12 protein-coding genes are annotated in these 19,800 nt (G+C 69.9%); 5 read left to right on the top strand and 7 right to left on the bottom strand.

Annotated features, from left to right (window positions below; translation table 11 throughout):
* Window positions 1-77 precede the first annotated feature (77 nt).
* On the top strand, window positions 78-1,562 hold the full coding sequence (locus QWY84_RS06750; protein ID WP_290201740.1) for an AMP nucleosidase: 1,485 nt from the start codon (window positions 78-80) through the stop codon (window positions 1,560-1,562).
* A 30-nt stretch (window positions 1,563-1,592) separates the two neighbouring features.
* Here the strand turns inward: QWY84_RS06750 and QWY84_RS06755 are convergent, their stop codons facing one another.
* The 3 genes from QWY84_RS06755 to QWY84_RS06765 form a co-directional block, all read right to left on the bottom strand.
* Window positions 1,593-2,711 carry a PQQ-dependent sugar dehydrogenase gene (locus QWY84_RS06755; protein ID WP_290201742.1) on the bottom strand — a complete coding sequence of 373 codons (1,119 nt, stop codon included), beginning with the start codon at window positions 2,709-2,711 and terminating at the stop codon, window positions 1,593-1,595.
* Window positions 2,712-2,724: 13 nt separating this feature from the next.
* Window positions 2,725-4,584 carry a diguanylate cyclase domain-containing protein gene (locus tag QWY84_RS06760; protein WP_290201745.1) on the bottom strand — a complete coding sequence of 620 codons (1,860 nt, stop codon included), beginning with the start codon at window positions 4,582-4,584 and terminating at the stop codon, window positions 2,725-2,727.
* Between the two features lie 87 nt (window positions 4,585-4,671).
* Window positions 4,672-5,010 (bottom strand): tRNA-binding protein, encoded by a 339-nt coding sequence (locus tag QWY84_RS06765; RefSeq protein WP_290201747.1) that lies wholly within the window; start codon window positions 5,008-5,010, stop codon window positions 4,672-4,674.
* Between the two features lie 464 nt (window positions 5,011-5,474).
* Here QWY84_RS06765 and QWY84_RS06770 point away from each other — a divergent pair, with 464 nt between their 5' ends.
* Genes QWY84_RS06770 through QWY84_RS06780 form a run of 3 tightly spaced genes read left to right on the top strand, consistent with a single transcriptional unit; the run spans window position 5,475 to window position 8,372 of the window.
* Window positions 5,475-5,774 (top strand): hypothetical protein, encoded by a 300-nt coding sequence (locus tag QWY84_RS06770; protein ID WP_290201749.1) that lies wholly within the window; start codon window positions 5,475-5,477, stop codon window positions 5,772-5,774.
* Between the two features lie 51 nt (window positions 5,775-5,825).
* A complete protein-coding gene (locus tag QWY84_RS06775; RefSeq protein ID WP_290201751.1) occupies window positions 5,826-7,928 on the top strand; it encodes a S9 family peptidase in 2,103 nt (700 codons plus the stop codon).
* Between the two features lie 15 nt (window positions 7,929-7,943).
* Window positions 7,944-8,372, top strand: coding sequence for a DUF488 domain-containing protein (locus QWY84_RS06780; RefSeq protein WP_290201752.1), 429 nt, complete (start codon window positions 7,944-7,946; stop codon window positions 8,370-8,372).
* A 348-nt stretch (window positions 8,373-8,720) separates the two neighbouring features.
* Here QWY84_RS06780 and katG read toward each other — a convergent pair whose 3' ends face one another.
* The 4 genes from katG to QWY84_RS06800 form a co-directional block, all read right to left on the bottom strand.
* A complete protein-coding gene (katG, locus tag QWY84_RS06785) occupies window positions 8,721-10,898 on the bottom strand; it encodes a catalase/peroxidase HPI (protein ID WP_290201753.1) in 2,178 nt (725 codons plus the stop codon).
* A 242-nt stretch (window positions 10,899-11,140) separates the two neighbouring features.
* Window positions 11,141-11,350 carry a dodecin family protein gene (locus tag QWY84_RS06790; RefSeq protein ID WP_290201754.1) on the bottom strand — a complete coding sequence of 70 codons (210 nt, stop codon included), beginning with the start codon at window positions 11,348-11,350 and terminating at the stop codon, window positions 11,141-11,143.
* Window positions 11,351-11,512: 162 nt separating this feature from the next.
* The gene (uvrA, locus tag QWY84_RS06795; protein WP_290201756.1) at window positions 11,513-17,170 is read right to left on the bottom strand and encodes an excinuclease ABC subunit UvrA; all 5,658 of its coding nucleotides are present in this window, start codon (window positions 17,168-17,170) and stop codon (window positions 11,513-11,515) included.
* Between the two features lie 234 nt (window positions 17,171-17,404).
* Window positions 17,405-18,367: a universal stress protein gene (locus QWY84_RS06800; RefSeq protein WP_290201757.1), complete on the bottom strand. Its 963-nt coding sequence runs from the start codon at window positions 18,365-18,367 to the stop codon at window positions 17,405-17,407.
* Window positions 18,368-18,510: 143 nt separating this feature from the next.
* Here QWY84_RS06800 and curA point away from each other — a divergent pair, with 143 nt between their 5' ends.
* Window positions 18,511-19,542 carry an NADPH-dependent curcumin/dihydrocurcumin reductase gene (gene curA / locus QWY84_RS06805; protein ID WP_290201759.1) on the top strand — a complete coding sequence of 344 codons (1,032 nt, stop codon included), beginning with the start codon at window positions 18,511-18,513 and terminating at the stop codon, window positions 19,540-19,542.
* Window positions 19,543-19,800: the final 258 nt, after the last annotated feature.

Consider the following 19,800-nt stretch of genomic DNA (forward strand, 5'->3'; position numbering starts at 1 on the left):
AAGGGACGCTGGCGCGGGGCGGCTGCGCGCGTACTACAATCGGGGTCCACGCCACGCATTGAACAAGGATCGAACCGATGCCTACAGACGTCGATATCCTGTCCCCCGGAGCCCTGCCGACCAGGGAGTACACCGATCCGGTGGCGGCGGTGGACCGGCTCCAGGAGATCTACGATCGCAATACGTCGTTCCTGCGCGCGCGCTTCGAGGCCTGCGCCCAGGGCGAGCCGGTGCGGGGCCGGGTGCGCGCCTGCTACCCGCGGGTGCGCATCACCACGCGGACCCATGCGCGGGTGGACTCGCGCTCCTCCTACGGCTTCGTGGCGGGGCCCGGTACCTACGAGACGACGATCACGCGGCCGGACCTGTTCCGGGACTATCTCATCGAGCAGATCGGCTTCCTGCTCGAGCACCACGGCGAGCCCGTGGAGGTAGGGGAGTCCGACGAGCCGATCCCGCTGCATTTCGCCTACCGGCGCGATATCAACATCGAGGCCGGCTTTGCCGAGGCCCTGCCGGATCGGCCCCTGCGGGACCTGTTCGACACCCCCGATCTGGGCACCATGGATGACGCCATCGTCAACGGTACGCATCAGGCCGGCCGCGACGGCGCCCAGCCCCTGGCGCTGTTCCGGGCCGCCCGGGTGGACTACTCGCTGCACCGGCTCAACCACTACACCGGCACGGATCCCGAGCATTTCCAGAACTTCGTCATCTTCACCAACTACCCGTTCTACACCGACGCCTTTACCCGCATCTGCCGGGAGCGGCTGGTGCAGAGCGAGGCGGACTACGAGGCCTTCGTGGAGCCGGGCAACCGGATCACCCGGCCCGGCGAGACGGAACCGTCCGGCAGCCCGCCGGAGCGCTCCCACCAGATGCCGGCGTTCCACCTAGTGGCGCCGGGGGGCAACGGCGTGACCATGGTCAACATCGGCGCGGGCCCGTCCAACGCGCGCAACATCACCGATCACGTGGCGGTCATGCGCCCCCACGCGTGGCTCATGCTCGGCCACTGTGCAGGGCTGCGGAATACCCAGAAGCTCGGCGACTACGTGCTGGCCCACGGCTACGTGCGTGCCGACCACGTGCTGGACGAGGAGTTGCCCTTGTGGGTGCCCATCCCGGCGCTGGCGGAAATGCAGGTGGCCCTGGAAGAGGCGGGCCGGGCGATCACCGGCTACGAGGGCTTCGAGCTCAAGCGCATCATCCGCACCGGCACGGTGGCCAGCGTGGACAACCGTAACTGGGAGCTCAGCGACCACACTACGACCATCCGGCGCCTGTCCCAGTCGCGGGCGGTGGCGCTGGACATGGAGTCAGCGGCGATCGCCGCCAACGGCTTCCGCTTCCGGGTCCCCTACGGCACGCTGCTGTGCGTCTCGGACAAGCCCATGCACGGGGAGATCAAGCTGGCGCGCATGGCCAGTGAGCTCTACCGGCAGCGGGTGGATCAGCACCTGGAGATCGGCCTGGCGGCCATCGAGAACATGAAGACCTACGATCGCGACCGGCTGCATTCCCGCAAGCTGCGCAGCTTCGCCGAGGTCGCGTTCCGGTAGTGTCCTGCAGGACACCAGGCCCGGCGGCCGCTACTCGTCGACGGGCTCCAGCCGCAGCAGCGGGGCATCCGCGGCGTCGACGAGCACGTACAGCAGCCCGTCCGGGCCCTGGGCGACGTCGCGGATGCGCTGGCCGCGCTCGTCGAGCAGCTCCTCCTCGGCGACCACCTCGTCGCCGTCGAGGACGACGCGGCGCAGGTGGGTGTGGGCCAGGGCGCCGACGAACAGGTCGCCCTGCCACTGCGGGAAGGCGTCGCCGGTGTAGAAGGCCATGCCCGACGGCGCGATGGACGGCGTCCAGTGGTGGATGGGCGAGACATAGCCTGCCACCGGTGGATCCGGGGCGATTTCCGGGCCGTAGTACTCGCGCCCGAAGGTGGTCTCCGGCCAGCCGTAGTTCTCGCCGGCTTCCAGGATGTTGATCTCGTCGCCGCCGCGCGGTCCGTGCTCGTGGATCCAGATGGCGCCGGTTTCCGGGTGGCGGGCCATGCCCTGGGGATTGCGGTGGCCGGTGGTGTAGAGCCCCGGCCGGGCCTCGGGATGGTCCAGGAACGGGTTGTCGGCCGGGATTTGACCGTCATCCGTGAGGCGGATGACCTTGCCCAGATGGCCGTCCAGCCGCTGGGCCTGGTCCCGCCGGCCGCGCTCGCCGCTGGTGACGTAGAGGTAACCCTGCTCGTCGAATGCCATGCGCGAGCCGAAGTGCTTGCTGCTGTCCATAAACGGCGTCGCCACCAGCAGCTCCTGGCGGTCCTGCAGGCGCCCGTCCCCGAGGCGCGCCCGGCTCACGTGGGTGGCCGCGCCCCCGTCGCCGGCGGCGGCATAGCTCAGGTACAGCCAGCCGTTGTCGTCGTAGTCCGGGTGCAGGATCACGTCCAGCAGCCCGCCCTGGCCCCGCGCGGCAACCTCCGGGACGCCGCGCACGCGGGTCCGCTCGCCGGTGTCCGGCTCGACGAGCTGAAGGCGTCCGGGGCGCTCGGTGATGAGCAAGCGGCCGTCGGGCAGGAAGGCCACCGCCCACGGATGTTCCAGGCCGTCGGTGACGGTGGTCACCCGGAACGTGTGCTGTTGACTCTCGTAGACCTGCGCGTGCGCTACGGCCGGGGCGGCGGCGAGGATGGCGATGAGCACGAGCGGGCGAGCCGGCATGGTGGCAGCCTCGTTATTCGTCTGTCGGCTGTGACGCCGCCAGGTCCGACGAGGTTCCGTAGATGGCCCAGCGATTCTTGCCCTGCTGCTTGGCCTGGTACATGGCGCGGTCGGCCCGGTGCAGCAGGGGGCGCTCGCTCTCGCCGTGATCCGGGAACAGGCTGATGCCGATGCTCAGCCCCACGGGGCACGGGCACTCCACGGTTTCCGTGGCGCTGATCAGCTTGTCGGCCACGGCCGGGGCGTCGGCGGGACGCCCCAGGGGGGCGACAACCACGAACTCGTCGCCCCCCAGGCGCGCCAGGGTGTCCCCCGGGCGCAGGACACCGGCCAGCCGCTCGCCGAGGCGGCACAGGAAGGCGTCCCCCTCCTCGTGGCCGAGCTCGTCGTTGACGTTCTTGAATCCGTCCACGTCCAGGAGGAACACCGCGATGGGCCGTCGTGTCCGCTGGGCCATGGCGATCTGGTGGGCCAGCCGATCGCTGAGCAGACGGCGATTGGGCAGCCCCGTGAGGCCGTCGTGGAATGCCTGCGCCTCGAGCTGCTCCAGGAAGCGGGCGTGGGTGACGGCCACGGCGCCGAGCTCGGCGAGGTGCTTGAGCGCCTCGATCTCGCGGGCGTCGGGTGCGCCGGGCCTGTGCCGGAACACCGTCAGCGCCCCCAGCATCGCGCCGTCACGGCCCCGGAGCGGCTCGCTCCAGATGGCGTGGATGCCGTGCGCGACGGCGAACCACCCGTAGTCGGGCCAGCGATCCTCGGTCCGTGTGTCGGTGCAGACCTGGCGCTCCCCCGTGTGGATGGCGGTGGCGCACAGGCTCTCATCGGCATCGAACCCGTGGTGCTCCTCCAGGGCCCGGCGGAAATGCTCCGGCATGTCCGGCGCCACCACGAGCCGGTCGCCTTCGGGGCGGGGGATGGAGATCGCGGCGATGGTCTCGGGGAAATGGCCCTCGGCGAGCTCGCAGATGGCTCCCAGCGTCGCCGTCACGGGCTCGCGCCGCGCCACACGCTCCAGGATGGTGGCCCGGGCGTCACGCAGGAAGCTCCGGCCGTGCTCCTGGATGACGGGCGTCCAGCGCAGCAGCACCCGATCCGGGCCATGGTCGCGGCGGAGCCGGGTGCGGCGCACCGTAACCTCCACGGGCTGACCGCTGTCGTCATACAGCTGCCAGGCATCGCCGGAGGCCAGCGGGGTGGTCTCGCCGGGATGACGGAGGTGCTCCATGAACGCCGTGGTGTCGCCGCCCAGGAAGCGCTGCAACCCGCGGCCGACGAGATTGCCGTCACCGTGTCCCAGCAGCTGCTTCAGCGCTTCGTTGGCGGCCAGAATACGGCCCTGGCGGTCGCAGGTGCACAGCGGCTCATCGAGTCCGTCCAGCGTCTCCTGCAGCAGCTCGGCGCGGGCCGTCTGCCCGGTCTGCAGGCGGGCCTCGTCCCGCGCCCGGAGAAGGGCGTGGGCCTGGTTGCGCACCGCGCCCAGCGGCGCGGGCCCCGGGTATGCCGGCGGTGTCGCTCCGGGAGCCGATGAGCCGAGCAGGCACAGCAGCAGCGGCTCGTCCCCGGGCAGGGGAATGACCCGGAGCGCCCGCGGCGGTCCCGGGCATCCGAGCTCGGCGGTGGTGGTGACGTGACGCTGCTGCACGCTCGCGCCGCCGGCGAGCCCGGCCAGCAGAGGCTCCAGGGGAACGGGCGTGCGGGTGGCGCCGAGCAGGCGCGGCGCGCTGTCCGTACCGTGGACGATCACCCCTGCATCCGCCGCGGTATCCGCGCACAGCCAGTCCAGTACGGGGGTCAGGTCCGCGGAAGGGAGATCCCGGGTGATCGCACCCGTCCACCGACCCCCGGCCTGTGTCTTCGGCGCTCCGTTGCCCACGCTCGCTCCCTCCAAGCATGTTCCATGGCAAGACTAAAGCAGAAAACCGGCGGCATGGCTACGGAAATCGTCACACTTGCCCTGGTGTCAGCCCAGCCGCGCGCCGTTGTGCACCGGCTGGTCCGGTACCGCCAGGACGATGCTGCCGTCGTCCGCATAGAAGCCCGTGACCAGGCACTCCGAGCGCATGGGCCCGATCTGCTTGGGCGGGAAATTGACCACGGCCAGGACCTGGCGCCCGACCAGGTCCTCCGGCGTGTAGCGGTCGGTCACCTGGGCGCTGGATCGCAGGCTGCCGAGCTCCGGGCCGAAGTCCACCGTCAGCTTGTAGGCGGGCCGGCGTGCCTCCGGGAAGGTTTCGGCGTGGGTGATGGTTCCGGCGCGCATCTCCACCGCCTGAAATTGATCCCAGTCAATGGTCTCCATCCGTTGTTCTCCAGTACCAGTATTTCCTGAAAGGTGGGTGCTGCTGAAAGTGCGTATGTTGCCATGATTCAGGCGGTCATGAACGGGGCCCCGCGTTGTCCACAGAAGCTGTGGATAAGAGTGTGGATAATCTCTGCAAGCGCGGCGTCAGCTCCCATGGTTGGCGGCTTTGTTTCAGATTGATGAAGTTTTCGGCAGCTGATTTTTATTCCCGTAAAACAGGTAGTTGTGCATATCGTTGCAAACCCTTGACGGATCGGTGACAGCTTTGTATGACATGCCGCGGGCCTTGACAGGCCGCCTCGCGGGGTGTGCACAAGATTGCCGCCGGCCCGCGTACGGGGATGTCGATTCAGGACCCTTTGTTCCCGGAACGTGGCACGACCCGCCGCAAGGTTAGTACACTGCGCGGTCACACCCGGAATCCGTTGCGGTTCCGCCTTTCCGACCAAGACGGGTGGTCCATGCAGGACGAAGAGCAAGTCATCGACCAGGCCGCGCAGGCCACCGTCGATCTGGGCAATCAGATCGCCGACCAGGAGCAGGAGGCCAGCGTCCAGGATATCGCCGACGGCCTTCTCTCCGGAGCCATACACTACTGGCTGTACACCCGGCAGCCCTGCGATGACCCGCGGTGCCCCGATTGTGCCCCGTTGCGCACGGCCGAGTGGCGCCTGCAGGCGCTGCAGCAGCTCGCCGACGAGCTGGCCCGCTCCAGCGAGTACTTCGAATCGCCCAACGACATGACCCCCGGCAACGCCTGAGGCGCCGGTTGCGGTTGTTGCCGGCCCCGTACAGAGAGTGAGTCGCGCCCGATGAGCACGAATCTGCCGCCGGCCCCCCGGGCCGAAGAGGCGCCGGTGACCGTGGAAACCCACGGCCACCGGCGCCAGGACCCCTACGCCTGGTTGCGGGACGCCGACTGGCGCGAGGCGATGCGGGATCCGGACAGGCTCGCGGAGCCCATCCGCGCCCATTTGGAAGCCGAGAACACGTACGCCGACGCGGTCATGGCACCGACCAGGCGCTTCCGTGAGCGGCTGTTCCGCGAGCTGCGCGGTCGCATCCGCGAGGACGACAGCTCGGTGCCCATGCGCGACGGCGCCTTCCACTACTACGGCCGCTACCGCGAAGGCGGGCAGCACCCGGTGCTGTGCCGCCGGCACGGGTCCGAGGATGCGCCGGAGGAAGTGCTGCTGGACGGCGACCGGGAGGCCGACGGCGCGAGCTACTTCCGCCTCGGCGCCGCGGAGCATGCCCCGGACCACCGCCGGCTCGCCTATGCCGTGGATACCACCGGCGCGGAGAGCTGGGTGCTGCGCTTCCGGGACCTGGACACCGGGACGGATCTCCCGGAACGCATCAGCGACGCCCGCGGCGATTTCGAGTGGTCCGCGGACGCCCGGAGCGTGTTCTACACGGTGCTGGACGCCGAGCACAGGCCCAAGTGGGTGTACCGGCACGTGCTGGGCGATGACCCCGCTGACGACGGCCTGGTCTACGAGGAGCCCGACGACGGCTTCTTCGTGGACGTGGACAAGACCGAGAGCGGGCGCTTCATCGTCATCACCAGCCACGACCACGTCACCACCGAGCTCCGCGTCATCCCCGCGGCCGAGCCGGATGCCGCACCGCGCCTGCTGCTGCCGCGGGAGCCGGGGGTCGAGTACGCCGCCAGCGATCACGGCGAGCACTGGATCCTGCTCACCAACCGCGACGCCGAGGACTTCCGCGTCGTCACGGCACCCCTGGACGCCCCTGCGCCGGAGCACTGGCGGGACCTGGTGCCGCACCGCCCGGGGCACCTGATCCAGGACCTGCTGCTGTTCCGGGACTACCTGGTCCGCCTGGAGATCGCCGACGCCCTGCCCGCCATCGTCGTGCGGCGGCTCGCCGACGGCACCGAGCACCCGGTGGCCTTCGATCAGGCCTGCTACGACCTGGGCATGATCGCCGGGTTCGAGTTCGATACCACCACGCTGCGGCTGAGCTACAGCTCCTTCAGCACGCCCGCCCGGGTGATCGACTACGACATGGCCACCGGCACGCAGCGGCTGCGCAAGGAGCAGGAGATCCCCAGCGGCCACGATCCGGACGCCTACGTGATCCAGCGCCTGCACGCAACGGCACCGGACGGCGAGCAGGTGCCGGTGTCGCTGTTCCACCACCGGGACGTGACCCCGGACCCGGAGACGCCGTTGCTGCTCTACGGCTACGGCTCCTACGGCATGATCGACCTGCCGGGGTTCTCGCCGCTGCGCCTGAGCCTGGTCAACCGGGGCTTCGTGTATGCCGTGGCCCACGTGCGCGGCGGCAAGGACCGGGGCGATCGCTGGTACCGGGACGGCAAGCTGGAGCGCAAGACCAATACCTTCAGCGACTACATCGCCGCCGCCGAGGGCCTGATCGCCGCGGGCTATACCGGCGCCGGCCGCATCACCGCCCACGGCGGCAGCGCCGGCGGCATGCTCGTGGGTGCGGCCGTCAACCAGCGACCGGAGCTGTTTCACGCCGCCGTGGCGGATGTGCCCTTCGTGGACGTGCTCAATACCATGCTGGATGCCAGCCTGCCGCTGACGCCGCCGGAATGGCCCGAGTGGGGCAATCCGGCGGCCGACGAGGCCGCCTACTACACCATCCTGTCGTACTCGCCGTACGACAACGTCCGCGCCCAGGCCTACCCGCATCTTCTGGTGACGGCGGGCGTGTCGGACCCGCGCGTGACCTACTGGGAGCCGGCCAAGTGGGTGGCCCGCCTGCGTACGCTCAAGACCGACGACCATCTCCTGCTGTTGCGCACCAACATGAGTGCGGGCCACGGTGGGCCCGGCGGGCGTTTCGACTTCCTGGAGGAGGTCGCCTACCGTTACGCGTTCATTCTCATGGTCTATGGTTTCGAGGAAGCCACCACGGCATGACACGGGGGATGCGCCATGACCACGGAGATCCGGATCAAGCGCGTTCATGATCCCGCGGAACCGGAGGACGGCACCCGGGTGCTGGTGGACCGGGTATGGCCCCGCGGCGTCCGCAAGGCCGATGCGGCCATCGACCTGTGGGAGAAGGAGGTGGCGCCGTCCACCGAGCTGCGCAAGTGGTTCGGCCATGACCCGGAGCGCTGGCAGGGCTTCCGGGAGCGCTACCGCGCCGAGCTCGCGGATGCTGCCGCGGCACTGCACCGCATTCTCGACCGGGCCGGCGACGGGCCGCTGACGCTGGTGTTCGCCGCGCGCGACCGCGAGCACAACAATGCCGTGGTCCTGCGGGAGGTGCTGCGCGAGCGTCTCGCCCCGGGCGGCTCCGCCTCGCCGACGTGCTATGCCTCCGAGTTCCCGGAGTACAACGGCCTGGACCGGTCGTAGTCCCGCAAGCGCCCTGATCAACCCGCCGTAGGAGCGGCGTCGGCCGCTACCGTCGCAGAGCGCCCGAACCGTCGGGGCTGAAGCCCCTCCCACAACATCCCGGAACCCGTGATACGGGCTCCGGAACGCTGGATGTTGTAGGAGCGGCTTCAGCCGCAACTTTCCAGTGAACCTGGTTCCCTGGAACGGGTCGCGGCTGACGCCGCTCCTACGGCGGGACCAATCATGGCGGGGAAGACATTGAATCGCGGGTGAGGCGACGCTGCAGGCCGCGACATCCGGCCCACAAAAAACGGGGGACGCCCAATGCGTCCCCCGTGCAATCACCTTCAGCTGGGTCCGCCGCGATCAGGCGAGATCGTAGCGGTCCGCGTTCATCATCTTGTTCCACGCGGCCACGAAGTCACGCACGAACTTCTCCTGGTTGTCGTCCTGGGCGTAGACCTCGGCGTAGGAGCGCAGGATCGAGTTGGAGCCGAACACGAGATCCACGCGGGTCGCGGTCCATTTCGCCTGGTCCGTCCTGCGGTCGCGGATCTCGTACAGGTTCTCGCCCGTCGGGACCCAGCGATAGCCCATGTCCGTCAGGTTGACGAAGAAGTCGTTGGTCAGCTGACCCTCGCGGTCGGTGAACACGCCGTGCCGGGTGCCGCCGTGGTTGGTGCCGAGCACCCGCATGCCGCCGACCAGCACCGTCATCTCGGGGGCGGTCAGGCCCATGAGCTGGGTGCGGTCGAGCATCAGCTCCTCCGCCGGGACGGTGTAGTCCTTCTTGAGGAAGTTGCGATAGGCGTCCGACAGCGGCTCGAGCCACTGGAAGGAGTCCACGTCCGTCATCTCCTGGCTGGCATCGCCGCGGCCCGGCTTGAACGGCACGGCGATGTCGTGACCGGCCGCCTTCGCCGCCTTCTCGATGCCGACGTTGCCGGCCAGCACGATCACGTCCGCGAGGCTGGCGCCGCTGTCGGCCGCGATGGGTTCCAGCACCTTGAGAACGCGGGCGAGCCGCTCCGGCTCATTGGCCACCCAGTCCTTCTGCGGGGCCAGGCGGATGCGGGCGCCGTTGGCGCCGCCGCGCTTGTCGGACTGACGGAAGGTCCGGGCGCTGTCCCAGGCCGTGGCGACCATGTCGCTGATGCTCAGCCCGCTGTCCGCGATCTTCTGCTTGACCGCCTCGACGTTGTAATCGGTGCTGCCCTTGGGCACCGGATCCTGCCAGATCAGGTCCTCGGTGGGGGCGTCCGGGCCGATGTAGCGCTCCTTCGGGCCCAGGTCCCGGTGGATCAGCTTGAACCACGCCCGGGCGAACGCATCGTCCAGCAGGTCCGGATCCTGCCGGAACTTCTCGGCGATCGCGCGGAACTCCGGGTCCACCTTGATGGCCATGTCGGCGTCGGTCATCATCGGCTTGCGGCGGATCGAGGGATCCTCCACATCCACCGGCATGTCCTCTTCCTTGATGTCCACCGGCTCCCACTGGTTGGCGCCGGCCGGGCTCTTGACCACCTGCCACTCGTGGTTGAACAGCATCTCCAGGTAGCCGTGGTCCCACTGGGTGGGGTTGGTCGTCCAGGCACCTTCCAGGCCGCTGACGACGCTGTCGCGGCCGATACCGCGCTCGACCTTGTTGTTCCAGCCCAGGCCCTGCTCTTCCACGTCGGCCGCCTCCGGCTCCGGGCCCAGGTGGTCGGGGTTACCGTTGCCGTGGCACTTGCCGACCGTGTGGCCGCCGATGGTGAGGGCCACGGTCTCCTCGTCGCTCATGGCCATGCGACCGAAGGTCACGCGCAGGTCCCTGGCCGTCTCCTGCGGATCCGGGCTGCCGTCGGGGCCTTCCGGGTTGACGTAGATCAGCCCCATCATGACCGCCGCCAGCGGGTTCTCCAGCGACTCCGGATTGCGCTCGGCGTCGTAGCGGCTGTTGGGGTTGTCACTGGTGGCGAGCCACTCCTTCTCGCTGCCCCAGTAGGTGTCCTTCTCGGGATGCCAGATGTCCTCGCGGCCGAAGGAGAAGCCGAACGTCTTGAAGCCCATGGACTCATAGGCGACGTTGCCGGCGAGCGCGATCAGGTCCGCCCAGCTGAGCTTGTTGCCGTACTTCTTCTTGATCGGCCACAGCAGGCGGCGCGCCTTGTCCGTGTCGTTGTTGTCCGGCCAGCTGTTGATGGGCGCGAAGCGCTGGTTGCCGGTGGCCGCACCGCCGCGGCCGTCCGCGACCCGGTAGCTGCCGGCGGCGTGCCAGGTCATCCGGATCATCATGCCACCGTAATGCCCCCAGTCGGCCGGCCACCAGTCCTGGCTCTCGGTCATCAGGTTCCAGACGTCCTTCTTGACCGCGTCGAAGTCCAGTTTCCTGACTTCCTCCCGATAGTTGAAGCTGTCATCCATGGGATCGGTCTTGCGGTCATGCTGGTGGAGAATGTCCAGGTTGAGGCTGTTGGGCCACCACTCCATGACATTCTTGCCGACCCCGGTGTTGGCACCGTGCACAACCGGGCACTTGCCTGCGGTCTCGTTGCTGCCCATAGCGTTCTCTCCGGAATGTTGCGGCATTGTCGAAGTCCCGGCGCGGCATTCTCACTCCTGCCAGGGGAGTGAGCCACCTACCTCGTGCGGCGCGCCTGACTGGGCGACGTTATAAACCATGGTGGCGATAGATGCCAATGCAGTTTCGGGATTGCAATGATAGATGGAATCGATTCATTGCCGAAGCCGCGGCGCCCGGGGCGCTTCAGGGCGCCCCGGGCGATGCTGGCGGGGAGGTTCGATCAGCCTTCCTCGTACTTGAAGGACACGTCCACCTTGACGCGGTACTCGGAGATGGAGCCGTCCTCGTTGAGGTTCAGGTCGAACTCCCGCACCTCGGCGACGCGCATGTGGCGGATGGACTTGCGTGCGACCTGGACGGCGTTGTTGGCGGCATCCTCCCATGACTTCGGGCTCGTGCCGATGATCTCGACGATCTTGTATGCAGCCATGGTTGTCTCCTCCCGTCACTGTTGCCTTGGCAGCCTTTCCCTCTCAGTGTAGATGGGCTGAAGGCATGACCAAGCGGCGGGGAAGCCCGTGGGGTGACGCCGGGGGTGGAACCTCCGGGCGCGAGCCGGGCGGCAGGGAGCGCATTGCCCGGAGGCCCCACGCTACCGTACCGCCCGTCGCGGTGACGGGCCGCCGAGGAACTCGGCGAGGATCCGGGCCGTGTGCGAGCCGTCCTTGGCGGCCACGTCCTCCGGGACGCCGCGGGCCACGACCCGGCCGCCGGCGTCGCCGCCCTCCGGGCCCAGGTCGATGAGCCAGTCCGCCTCGGCGACGAGGTCCAGGTTGTGCTCGATGACCACCACGGTGTGGCCGGCGTCCACCAGGCGGTGGAGGACGTGGATGAGCTTTTCCACATCGGCCATGTGCAGACCCACGGTGGGCTCGTCCAGGACGTAGACCGTGTGCGGCTGCTGCCGGCCGCCGGTGTTGGGGCGCGCCTTGGCCAGCTCCGTGACCAGCTTGATGCGCTGGGCCTCGCCGCCGGACAGGGTGGGGCTCTGCTGGCCCAGGGTCAGGTAGCCCAGCCCCACGGCCTGGAGGAGCTGCAGGGCATGGTGGATCTTCGGGTGGGCGGCGAAGAACTCCACCGCTTCGTCCACGCTCATTTTCAGGACGTCGCCGATGGAGTGGCCGCGGTAAGTCACCGCCAGGGTCTCCGGGGTGAAGCGCATGCCGAAGCACAGCTCGCAGGGCACGGTGACGTCGGGCAGGAAGTTCATCTCCACCTTCTTCACGCCCTGGCCGTCGCATCCCGGGCAGCGGCCGTCGCGGGTGTTGAAGGAGAACCGCCCGGGGCCGTAGCCGCGCAGCCGCGCCTCCTCGGTGTTGGCGTACAGGCGGCGGATATCGTCCCAGAAGCCGATGTAGGTGGCCGGGCAGGAGCGCGGCGTCTTGCCGATGGGCGTCTGGTCCACCTCCAGCACCCGGTCCACGTGCTCGGCGCCGGTGATCCCGCGGCAGCCGTCCAGGGCCGGCGCGGCCTGGTCGCGGCGCCGGGTGGTCAGGCGCCGCAGCCCGGACTGGAGCACGCCGCGCACCAGCGACGACTTGCCGCTGCCGGAGACACCGGTGACGCAGATCAGCCGCTGCAGGGGGAAGTCCACGCTCTCGCCGGCCAGGTTGTGCAGCCGGGCCTCGTGGACGGTGACGGTGTGCTCCGCCGGGAAGGCGCGCCGTTCGCCCCGCAGCGGATGGCGGAGCGGGTTCGACAGGGCGCGCCCGGTGACCGACTCGGGGTTGGCCAGAAGCGCGTCCACCGTGCCCTCGGCCACCACGCGCCCGCCGTTGACCCCGGCGCCCGGGCCCAGGTCGATGACGTGCTCGGCGCGGCGGATGGTGTCCTCGTCGTGCTCCACCACCACGATGGTGTTGCCCTTGCCTTCCAGGCGCTCCAGCGTCTCCAGCAGCATGCGGTTGTCCCGCGGATGCAGCCCGATGGTGGGCTCGTCCAGGACGTAGCACACGCCCTGGAGGTTGGAGCCGAGCTGCGCGGCGAGCCGGATGCGCTGGGCCTCGCCGCCGGACAGCGTCGGCGCGCCGCGGTCCAGGGCGAGGTAGCCCAGGCCCACCTGCTGCAGGAAGTCCAGCCGGCTGCGCAGCTCCGGCAGGATGTCGCGGGCGATCTCCGCCTCCCGGCCCTGCAGCTCCAGCGTCTCGGCCCAGCGGGCGGCGGCGGTCACCGACTGCGCCGACAGCTCGGCGATGGACCGGTCCCGGAAGCGAACCGCCAGGGCCACGGGGTTCAGCCGGTGGCCACGGCAGGTTGGGCAGGTGACCGGCTCCTCATCGCCGCCGGTCCAGGCGCTCTCCTCGCCGGTCTGCTCGGCGTCGAAGCCGGGCAGCACCTGGCCGGTGCCGAAGCACGACGGGCACCAGCCGTGCTTGGAGTTGTACGAGAACAGCCGCGGGTCCGGCTCCTCGAAGCTGCGCCCGCAGCCGGGGCAGGCGCGCTCGCTGGAGAACACCACGTCGCCGTCGCCGGCGGCCGCCAGCTTGAGGGTGTGCTTGCCGTACTCCAGGGCGTGATCCACCGCCGTGCGCAGCGCGGCCTCGCCGGCCGGGTCCACGGTGATCGTGGCCACGGGCAGGTCGATGTCGTGCTCCCGGAAGCGGTCCAGCCGCGGCCAGTCGTCCGTCGGCAGGTATTCGCCGTCCACCCGCAGGTGGCTGAAATCCTTGTTCGCGGCCCAGCGGGCCAGGTCCGTGTACACGCCCTTGCGCGCGACCACCAGCGGCGCCAGCAGAGTGACCTCGGCGCCGCGGTGGTCCCGCTGGATCTGCGCGGCGATGGCCGCCGGGCTCTGTGCCTGGATGGGCACGTCGCAGTCCGGGCAGTACTGCGTGCCGAGCTTGACGTAGAGCAGCCGCAGGAAGTGGTGGACCTCGGTCATGGTGGCCACGGTGGACTTGCGCCCGCCGCGGCTGGTGCGCTGCTCGATGGCCACCGTCGGCGGGATGCCGAAGATGGCCTCGACGTCGGGCCGGCTGGCGGGCTGGACGATCTGCCGCGCATACGCGTTCAGGGACTCCAGGTAGCGCCGCTGGCCCTCGTTGAACAGGATGTCGAAGGCCACCGTGCTCTTGCCGGAGCCGGACAGGCCGGTGATGACGCTGAGCTTGTTGCGCGGGATGCGTACGTCGATGTTCTTGAGGTTGTGCTCCCGGGCGTGGTGGATGGTGATAGCGTCCTTCGTGATGTAGGGAGCCGGCGCCTCGGCGACCTCAGCAGTGCCTGTGGGAGCGGCTTCAGCCGCGACGCCGGGTTCACCCTCAGCGGCGTCGGCTTCCCCTGTGGGAGCGGCTTCAGCCGCGACCGTCGAGTCGCGAGCGCCAGTGTCCTCCGCGGTCGCGGCTGAAGCCGCTCCTACAGCGGGATTCGCCGCCAGGTGGCTCCGCAGCGCCGTACCGGTGTGGCTCGCCGCCACGGCCGCGACGTCGCCGGGCGTTCCGCTGGCGACGATGGTGCCGCCGGCATCGCCGCCCTCCGGCCCCAGGTCGATGAGCCAGTCCGAGGCGGCGATGACATCCAGGTTGTGCTCGATGACCACCAGGGAGTGGCCTGCCTCCAGGAGGCGCCCGAAGGCCTGCAGCAGCACGTCCACGTCCCGGAAGTGCAGCCCGGTGGTGGGCTCGTCGAACAGGAACAGCGTCGCCCCGCGCCCCTTGCGGCGGCGGGCGGCCTCGCCCAGGTGGCCGGCGAGCTTCACGCGCTGGGCCTCGCCGCCGGACAGCGTCGGCACCGGCTGGCCGAGCCTGAGGTAGCCCAGCCCCACCGCCTCCAGGGGCTCCAGGCGGTTGAGGATCTCGCCGTTGTCGCCGAAGAACTGCGTCGCCTCGGTCACCGTCAGGTCCAGGGCGTCGGCGATGGAGCGCGGCGCGTCGTCGTAGCCGGGCGCCGGCGGCAGCTTCACCTCCAGCACCTCGTCGCGGTAGCGGCGGCCGTCGCAGTCCGGGCAGCGGATGTAGACGTCGCTCAGGAACTGCATCTCCACGTGCTCGAAGCCGTTGCCGCCGCAGGTGGGGCAGCGCCCGGCGCCGCCGTTGAAGCTGAACGTCCCCGGCTTGTAGCCCCGCTCCCTGGCCAGGGGCTCGGCGGCGTACGCCTTGCGGATGGCCTCGAAGGCGCCCACGTAGCTCGCCGGGTTGGAGCGGGTGGTCTTGCCGATGGGCGACTGGTCCACGAGCACCACGTCCTGCAGCGCCTCGTCGCCGCGGAGCTCGTCGCAGTCGCCGGACGGCGGGATGGCGTGGCCCTTGCGCCGGGCCAGGGCCTGGTAGAGCACCTCCGTGACCAGGGTGGACTTGCCGGACCCGGAAACGCCGGTAACGCAGACCAGCCGCTGCAGCGGGATGTCCACGTCCAGGCCGCGGAGATTGTGGGCGCTGGCGCCGCGCAGGCCCAGCCACCGGTCCGGGCGTCCGCGCCGGGCGCCGTCGCGGGCGGTGCCCACCTGCCGGCGCCCGGCCAGGTAGTCGCCGGTGACCGACGCGGTGTCGGCGGCGACCTGGTCCGGCGTGCCGAAGCACACGATGTTGCCGCCGCGCTCCCCGGGGCCCGGGCCGATGTCCAGGATGCGGTCGGCGGCGCGCATGACGTCCGGGTCGTGCTCCACCACCAGCAGGGAGTTGCCGGCATCCCGCAGTCGGTGCATGACGTCGATGATGCGCCCCATGTCCCGCGGGTGCAGGCCGATGCTGGGCTCGTCCAGCACGAACAGGGTGTTCACCAGCGACGTGCCCAGGGCGGTGGTCAGGTTGATGCGCTGGACCTCGCCCCCGGACAGCGTGCGCGACTGGCGGTCAAGGGTCAGGTAGCCCAGGCCCACCTGGTCGAGGTAGCGCAGGCGCGCGCGGATGCCGTCGAGCAGCAGGCTGGCCGCCTCGTCCAGCGGCGCGGGCAGCTCCACGTGATCGAAGAACGTGCGCAGCCGGCCCAGCGGCAGGGTCATCATGTCCTGGAGGTTGAGCCCGGGCAGGCCTAGGAAGGCGGTCTCGTCCAGCGATGCGCCCCGGGGCCGGCACCGCGCCTCCCGGCGCAGCACCCGGTCCACCTCGTCGTGGCCGCCCACGCGCCACAGCAGCGGCTCCGGCTTCAGCCGCGCGCCGTCGCAGTCCGGGCAGCGGTCGTAGCTGCGGTAGCGCGACAGCAGCACCCGCATGTGCATCTTGTAGCTCTTGGACTCGACCCAGTCGAAGTAGCGCCGCACGCCGTACCAGCGGTCCTCGTCCCAGTCGCCTTCGCCCTCGATGACCCAGTCGCGGTCCGCCTGCGGCAGGTCCTTCCAGGGGATGTCCACGGCCACGCCGCGGCGGCGGGCGTAGCGCAGCAGGTCCCGCTGGCACTCCGCGGAGCGGCCCGACTGCCAGGGGCGGATGGCGCCCTCGGCCAGGCTCTTGGTCTCGTCGGGGATCACCAGGCCGTAGTCGATGCCCATGACCCGGCCGAAGCCGCGGCAGGTCTCGCAGGCGCCCACCGGCGAGTTGAACGAGAACAGGCTGGAGGACGGCTCCTGGTAGTGGATGTCGCAGTCGGCGCAGTGCAGGTCCTCGGAGAAGCGCCACGGCGGCAGGGCGTTGCGGTCGGCATCCAGCGGATGCACCGCCACGCTGCCGCGGCCCAGCCGCAGGCCCGCCTCCAGGGCGTCCACGAGGCGGTCGCGGCGGTCCGCCTGCACCCGAACCCGGTCGACCACCACCTCGATGCGCTCGTCGGCGACGGCGTGGAAGCGCGTATAGCCCTGGCGCTCGAGCAGGTCGCGGAGCTCCGCCGGCGTCAGCCCCGCCGGCACCGTCACCGCGGCCACGACCATGACCCGCTCGCCGTCCGTCCGGGCCATGAGGCGCGCGGCGATGCTCTCGGGGTCGTCACGCTGCACTCCGCGCCCGCAGCCCCGGCAGTACAGGCGGGCGGCGCGGGCGAACAGCAGCTTCAGGTGGTCGTTGAGCTCGGTCATGGTGCCCACGGTGGAGCGGGACGTGCGCACCGGGTTGTTCTGGTCGATGGCAATGGACGGCGGGATGCCCTCGATGGCGTCCACCGCGGGCTTGTCCATGCGATCCAGGAACTGCCGCGCGTACGGCGAGAAGGTTTCCACGTAGCGCCGCTGGCCCTCCGAGTACACGGTGTCGAAGGCCAGCGACGACTTGCCCGAGCCCGACACGCCGGTGACCACGATGAGCTCGCCCAGGGGCAGCTCCAGGTCGAGGTTGCGGAGATTGTTCTGGCGGGCGCCCTGAATGCGGATCACGTCATGGGACATGCACGATCTGCCTCGGCCGGAATGAAGACGGGCAGTATAACGGTCTGGAGGAAGGAGGTGTTCGGTTGGACGTGTTCGGGGAGTTTTCAGTTTCCAGTGTTCAGTTTTCAGTTGGCGGTTCGGAATCAGCCGAGCCCGGCGCAATCACCGCAACCCTGACGAAGCCAAGCATACCGGCTCATTTCGCTCACCACGCCGAAGCCGGACTGAAAACTGCCAACTGAAAACTTCCAATCACCCAATCACCGTCACCGGGCAGCGCGTGCCGTGGAGCAGGCGCTGGCTGACGCTGCCCACCAGCAGCTCCTGCACGCGGCCCAGCCCGCGCCGGCCCACCACGACCTCCGCCGGGCCCAGCTCGTCCAGGAGCTGGATGACCGCCCGGGCCGGCCCGCCGCTGCGCTGCAGCTCGACGACCTCCGGCGCGCTGGCCCCGGTGTCGGTCATGGCGTCCCGGGCCGCCGCGAACGCCTCGCGGGCGTTGTCCGCCCCCAGGCGGGCGAAGGCCTCCTCGGCGAACGGCCCGACCTCCGCCGTGCCGCCGCCGTCGCCCGACAGCAGCGGCACCTCCGCCGTGGATCCGGGGAAGGCGTGAACCAGGTAGATGCGGGCGCCGGTGCGGGCCGCCACCGATGACGCGTGGGCCGCCGCCCGGCACGCGGACGGCGAGCCGTCGACGGGGACGATCAGCGGCGCGGCGCCGCCGGCCTCCGTCGGGCCGCCGTCATGCCCGGCCGTGACCACGGTGACCGGCACCGCCAGGCGATGGATGACCCGCTCGCTGACGCTGCCCATGAACAGCTCGCGCACCCGGCCCAGCCCGCGCCGTCCCATGACCACTTGGACGCCGCTGCCGTCCCCCACGAACGCGGCGATGGCCTCGGCGGGCTCGCCGTCGAGGACGTGCTCGCTGGCGACCTGTCCTGGCTCCAGGTATTCCCGGGCCTGCTGGAAGGCCCGCCGGGCGCTGCCGTTGCGCAGCGTCTCGAACGCCTCCGCCGACAGCCGCTCGGCGCTGGCCTGATGGGGCTGGGTACCCAGCCGCTCCATGAGGGCCTGGATCGAGCCCGGGAAGGCGTGGGCGAAATGCAGCTCGGCATCCAGCGCCCGGGCCAGGCGCGCCGCGTAGCGCACGCCCGCATCGGCGTGCTCGGAGCCGTCCACGGGGACGATCAGGTCCTCGACCCGCTGTTGCATGGTAGTCCTCGGCGCTGTTGCTGCCAGTATATCCCGCCACGCCTGACAGTAGGCACCACGTGCCCGATGTCAGGGTTGATACAGGTCAATCTGAACGTGACGCTGCTACCCTGTCGTGACGAACCAGCATCGAGGAGAAGTCCATGAGCAGCAACCCCCGCATCATCCTGGCGCGGCGTCCGGAGGGCATGCCCGACGACAACGACCTTCGCCTGGAGGAGGGGCCCATGCCCGACCCGGCCGAGGGGCAGGTGCTCCTGCGTACCATCTATCTCTCCCTGGACCCGTACATGCGCAGCCGCATGAGCGCCGCCAAGTCCTATGCCAAGTCCGTGGAGGTGGGCTCGGTCATGGAGGGCGGCACCGTCTGCGAGGTGGTGGAGTCCCGGCACCCCGACTGGCAGGCCGGTGACCTGGTCCTGGCCCATACCGGCTGGCAGACCTATGCGGCGGTGGACCCGCAGGGCGTCAAGCGCCTCAACCCCGACGATGCCCCCATCAGCACCGCGGTGGGCGTGCTGGGCATGCCGGGGTTTACCGCCTACGTCGGCATGGTCGAGCACGGCCGGCCGCAGGCGGGCGAGACCGTCGTCGTCTCCGCGGCGAGCGGGGCGGTGGGGCAGGTCGTCGGCCAGCTCGCGCGGCACTGGGGCTGCCGCGCGGTGGGGGTCGCCGGCGGCCCGGACAAGTGCCGGTTCGTCACCCAGGAGATGGGCTTCGACGCCTGCGTCGACCACCGCGCGGCGAGCTTCGAGCAGGATCTCGCCGACGCCTGCCCCGACGGCGTCGATGTCTACTGGGAGAACGTCGGCGGCAAGGTGCAGCAGGCGGTGCTGCCCCTGTTCAACGAGTTCGCCCGGGTGCCGGTGTGCGGCATCATCGCCCACTACAACGACACCGACGCCCCGGCGGGGCCGAACCTGCTGCCGGCGTTCATGCGACAGGTGCTCACCAAGCGGCTCACCGTGCGCGGCTTCATCCAGTTCGACCACGCCGACCGCCGCCGGGAGTTCTTCAAGACCGTGGCGCCGCTGGTCAAGGACGGCACCATCCAGTACCGGGAGGATATCGTCGAGGGCCTGGAGAACGCGGTTCCGGCGTTCCAGGGCCTGCTCAGCGGCAAGAACTTCGGCAAGCTCCTGGTGCAGGTGAGCGAGGACCCGACGCGGTCGTAGGAGCGACGTCCGTCGCGACCTTCCAGAGAACAGGACGCACTGGAACGTCGCGACTCACGTCGCTCCTACACCCCGCATCACGGGCTCTGGAACGCCGAATGCTGTGGGAGCGGCTTCATCTGCGACTTTCCAGAGGACTCGATTCACTGCAAGGTCGCGGCTGAAGCCGCTCCCACACATGCCGGCATGGTGCCGCCCGGGAGCATTGTGGGAGGGGCTTCAGCCCCGACTTCCCGTGAACACCGTCCTCTGCAATGG

Origin of the sequence: Aquisalimonas lutea (genome assembly GCF_030409225.1) — a bacterium.
GTDB classification, from domain to species: domain Bacteria; phylum Pseudomonadota; class Gammaproteobacteria; order Nitrococcales; family Aquisalimonadaceae; genus Aquisalimonas; species Aquisalimonas lutea.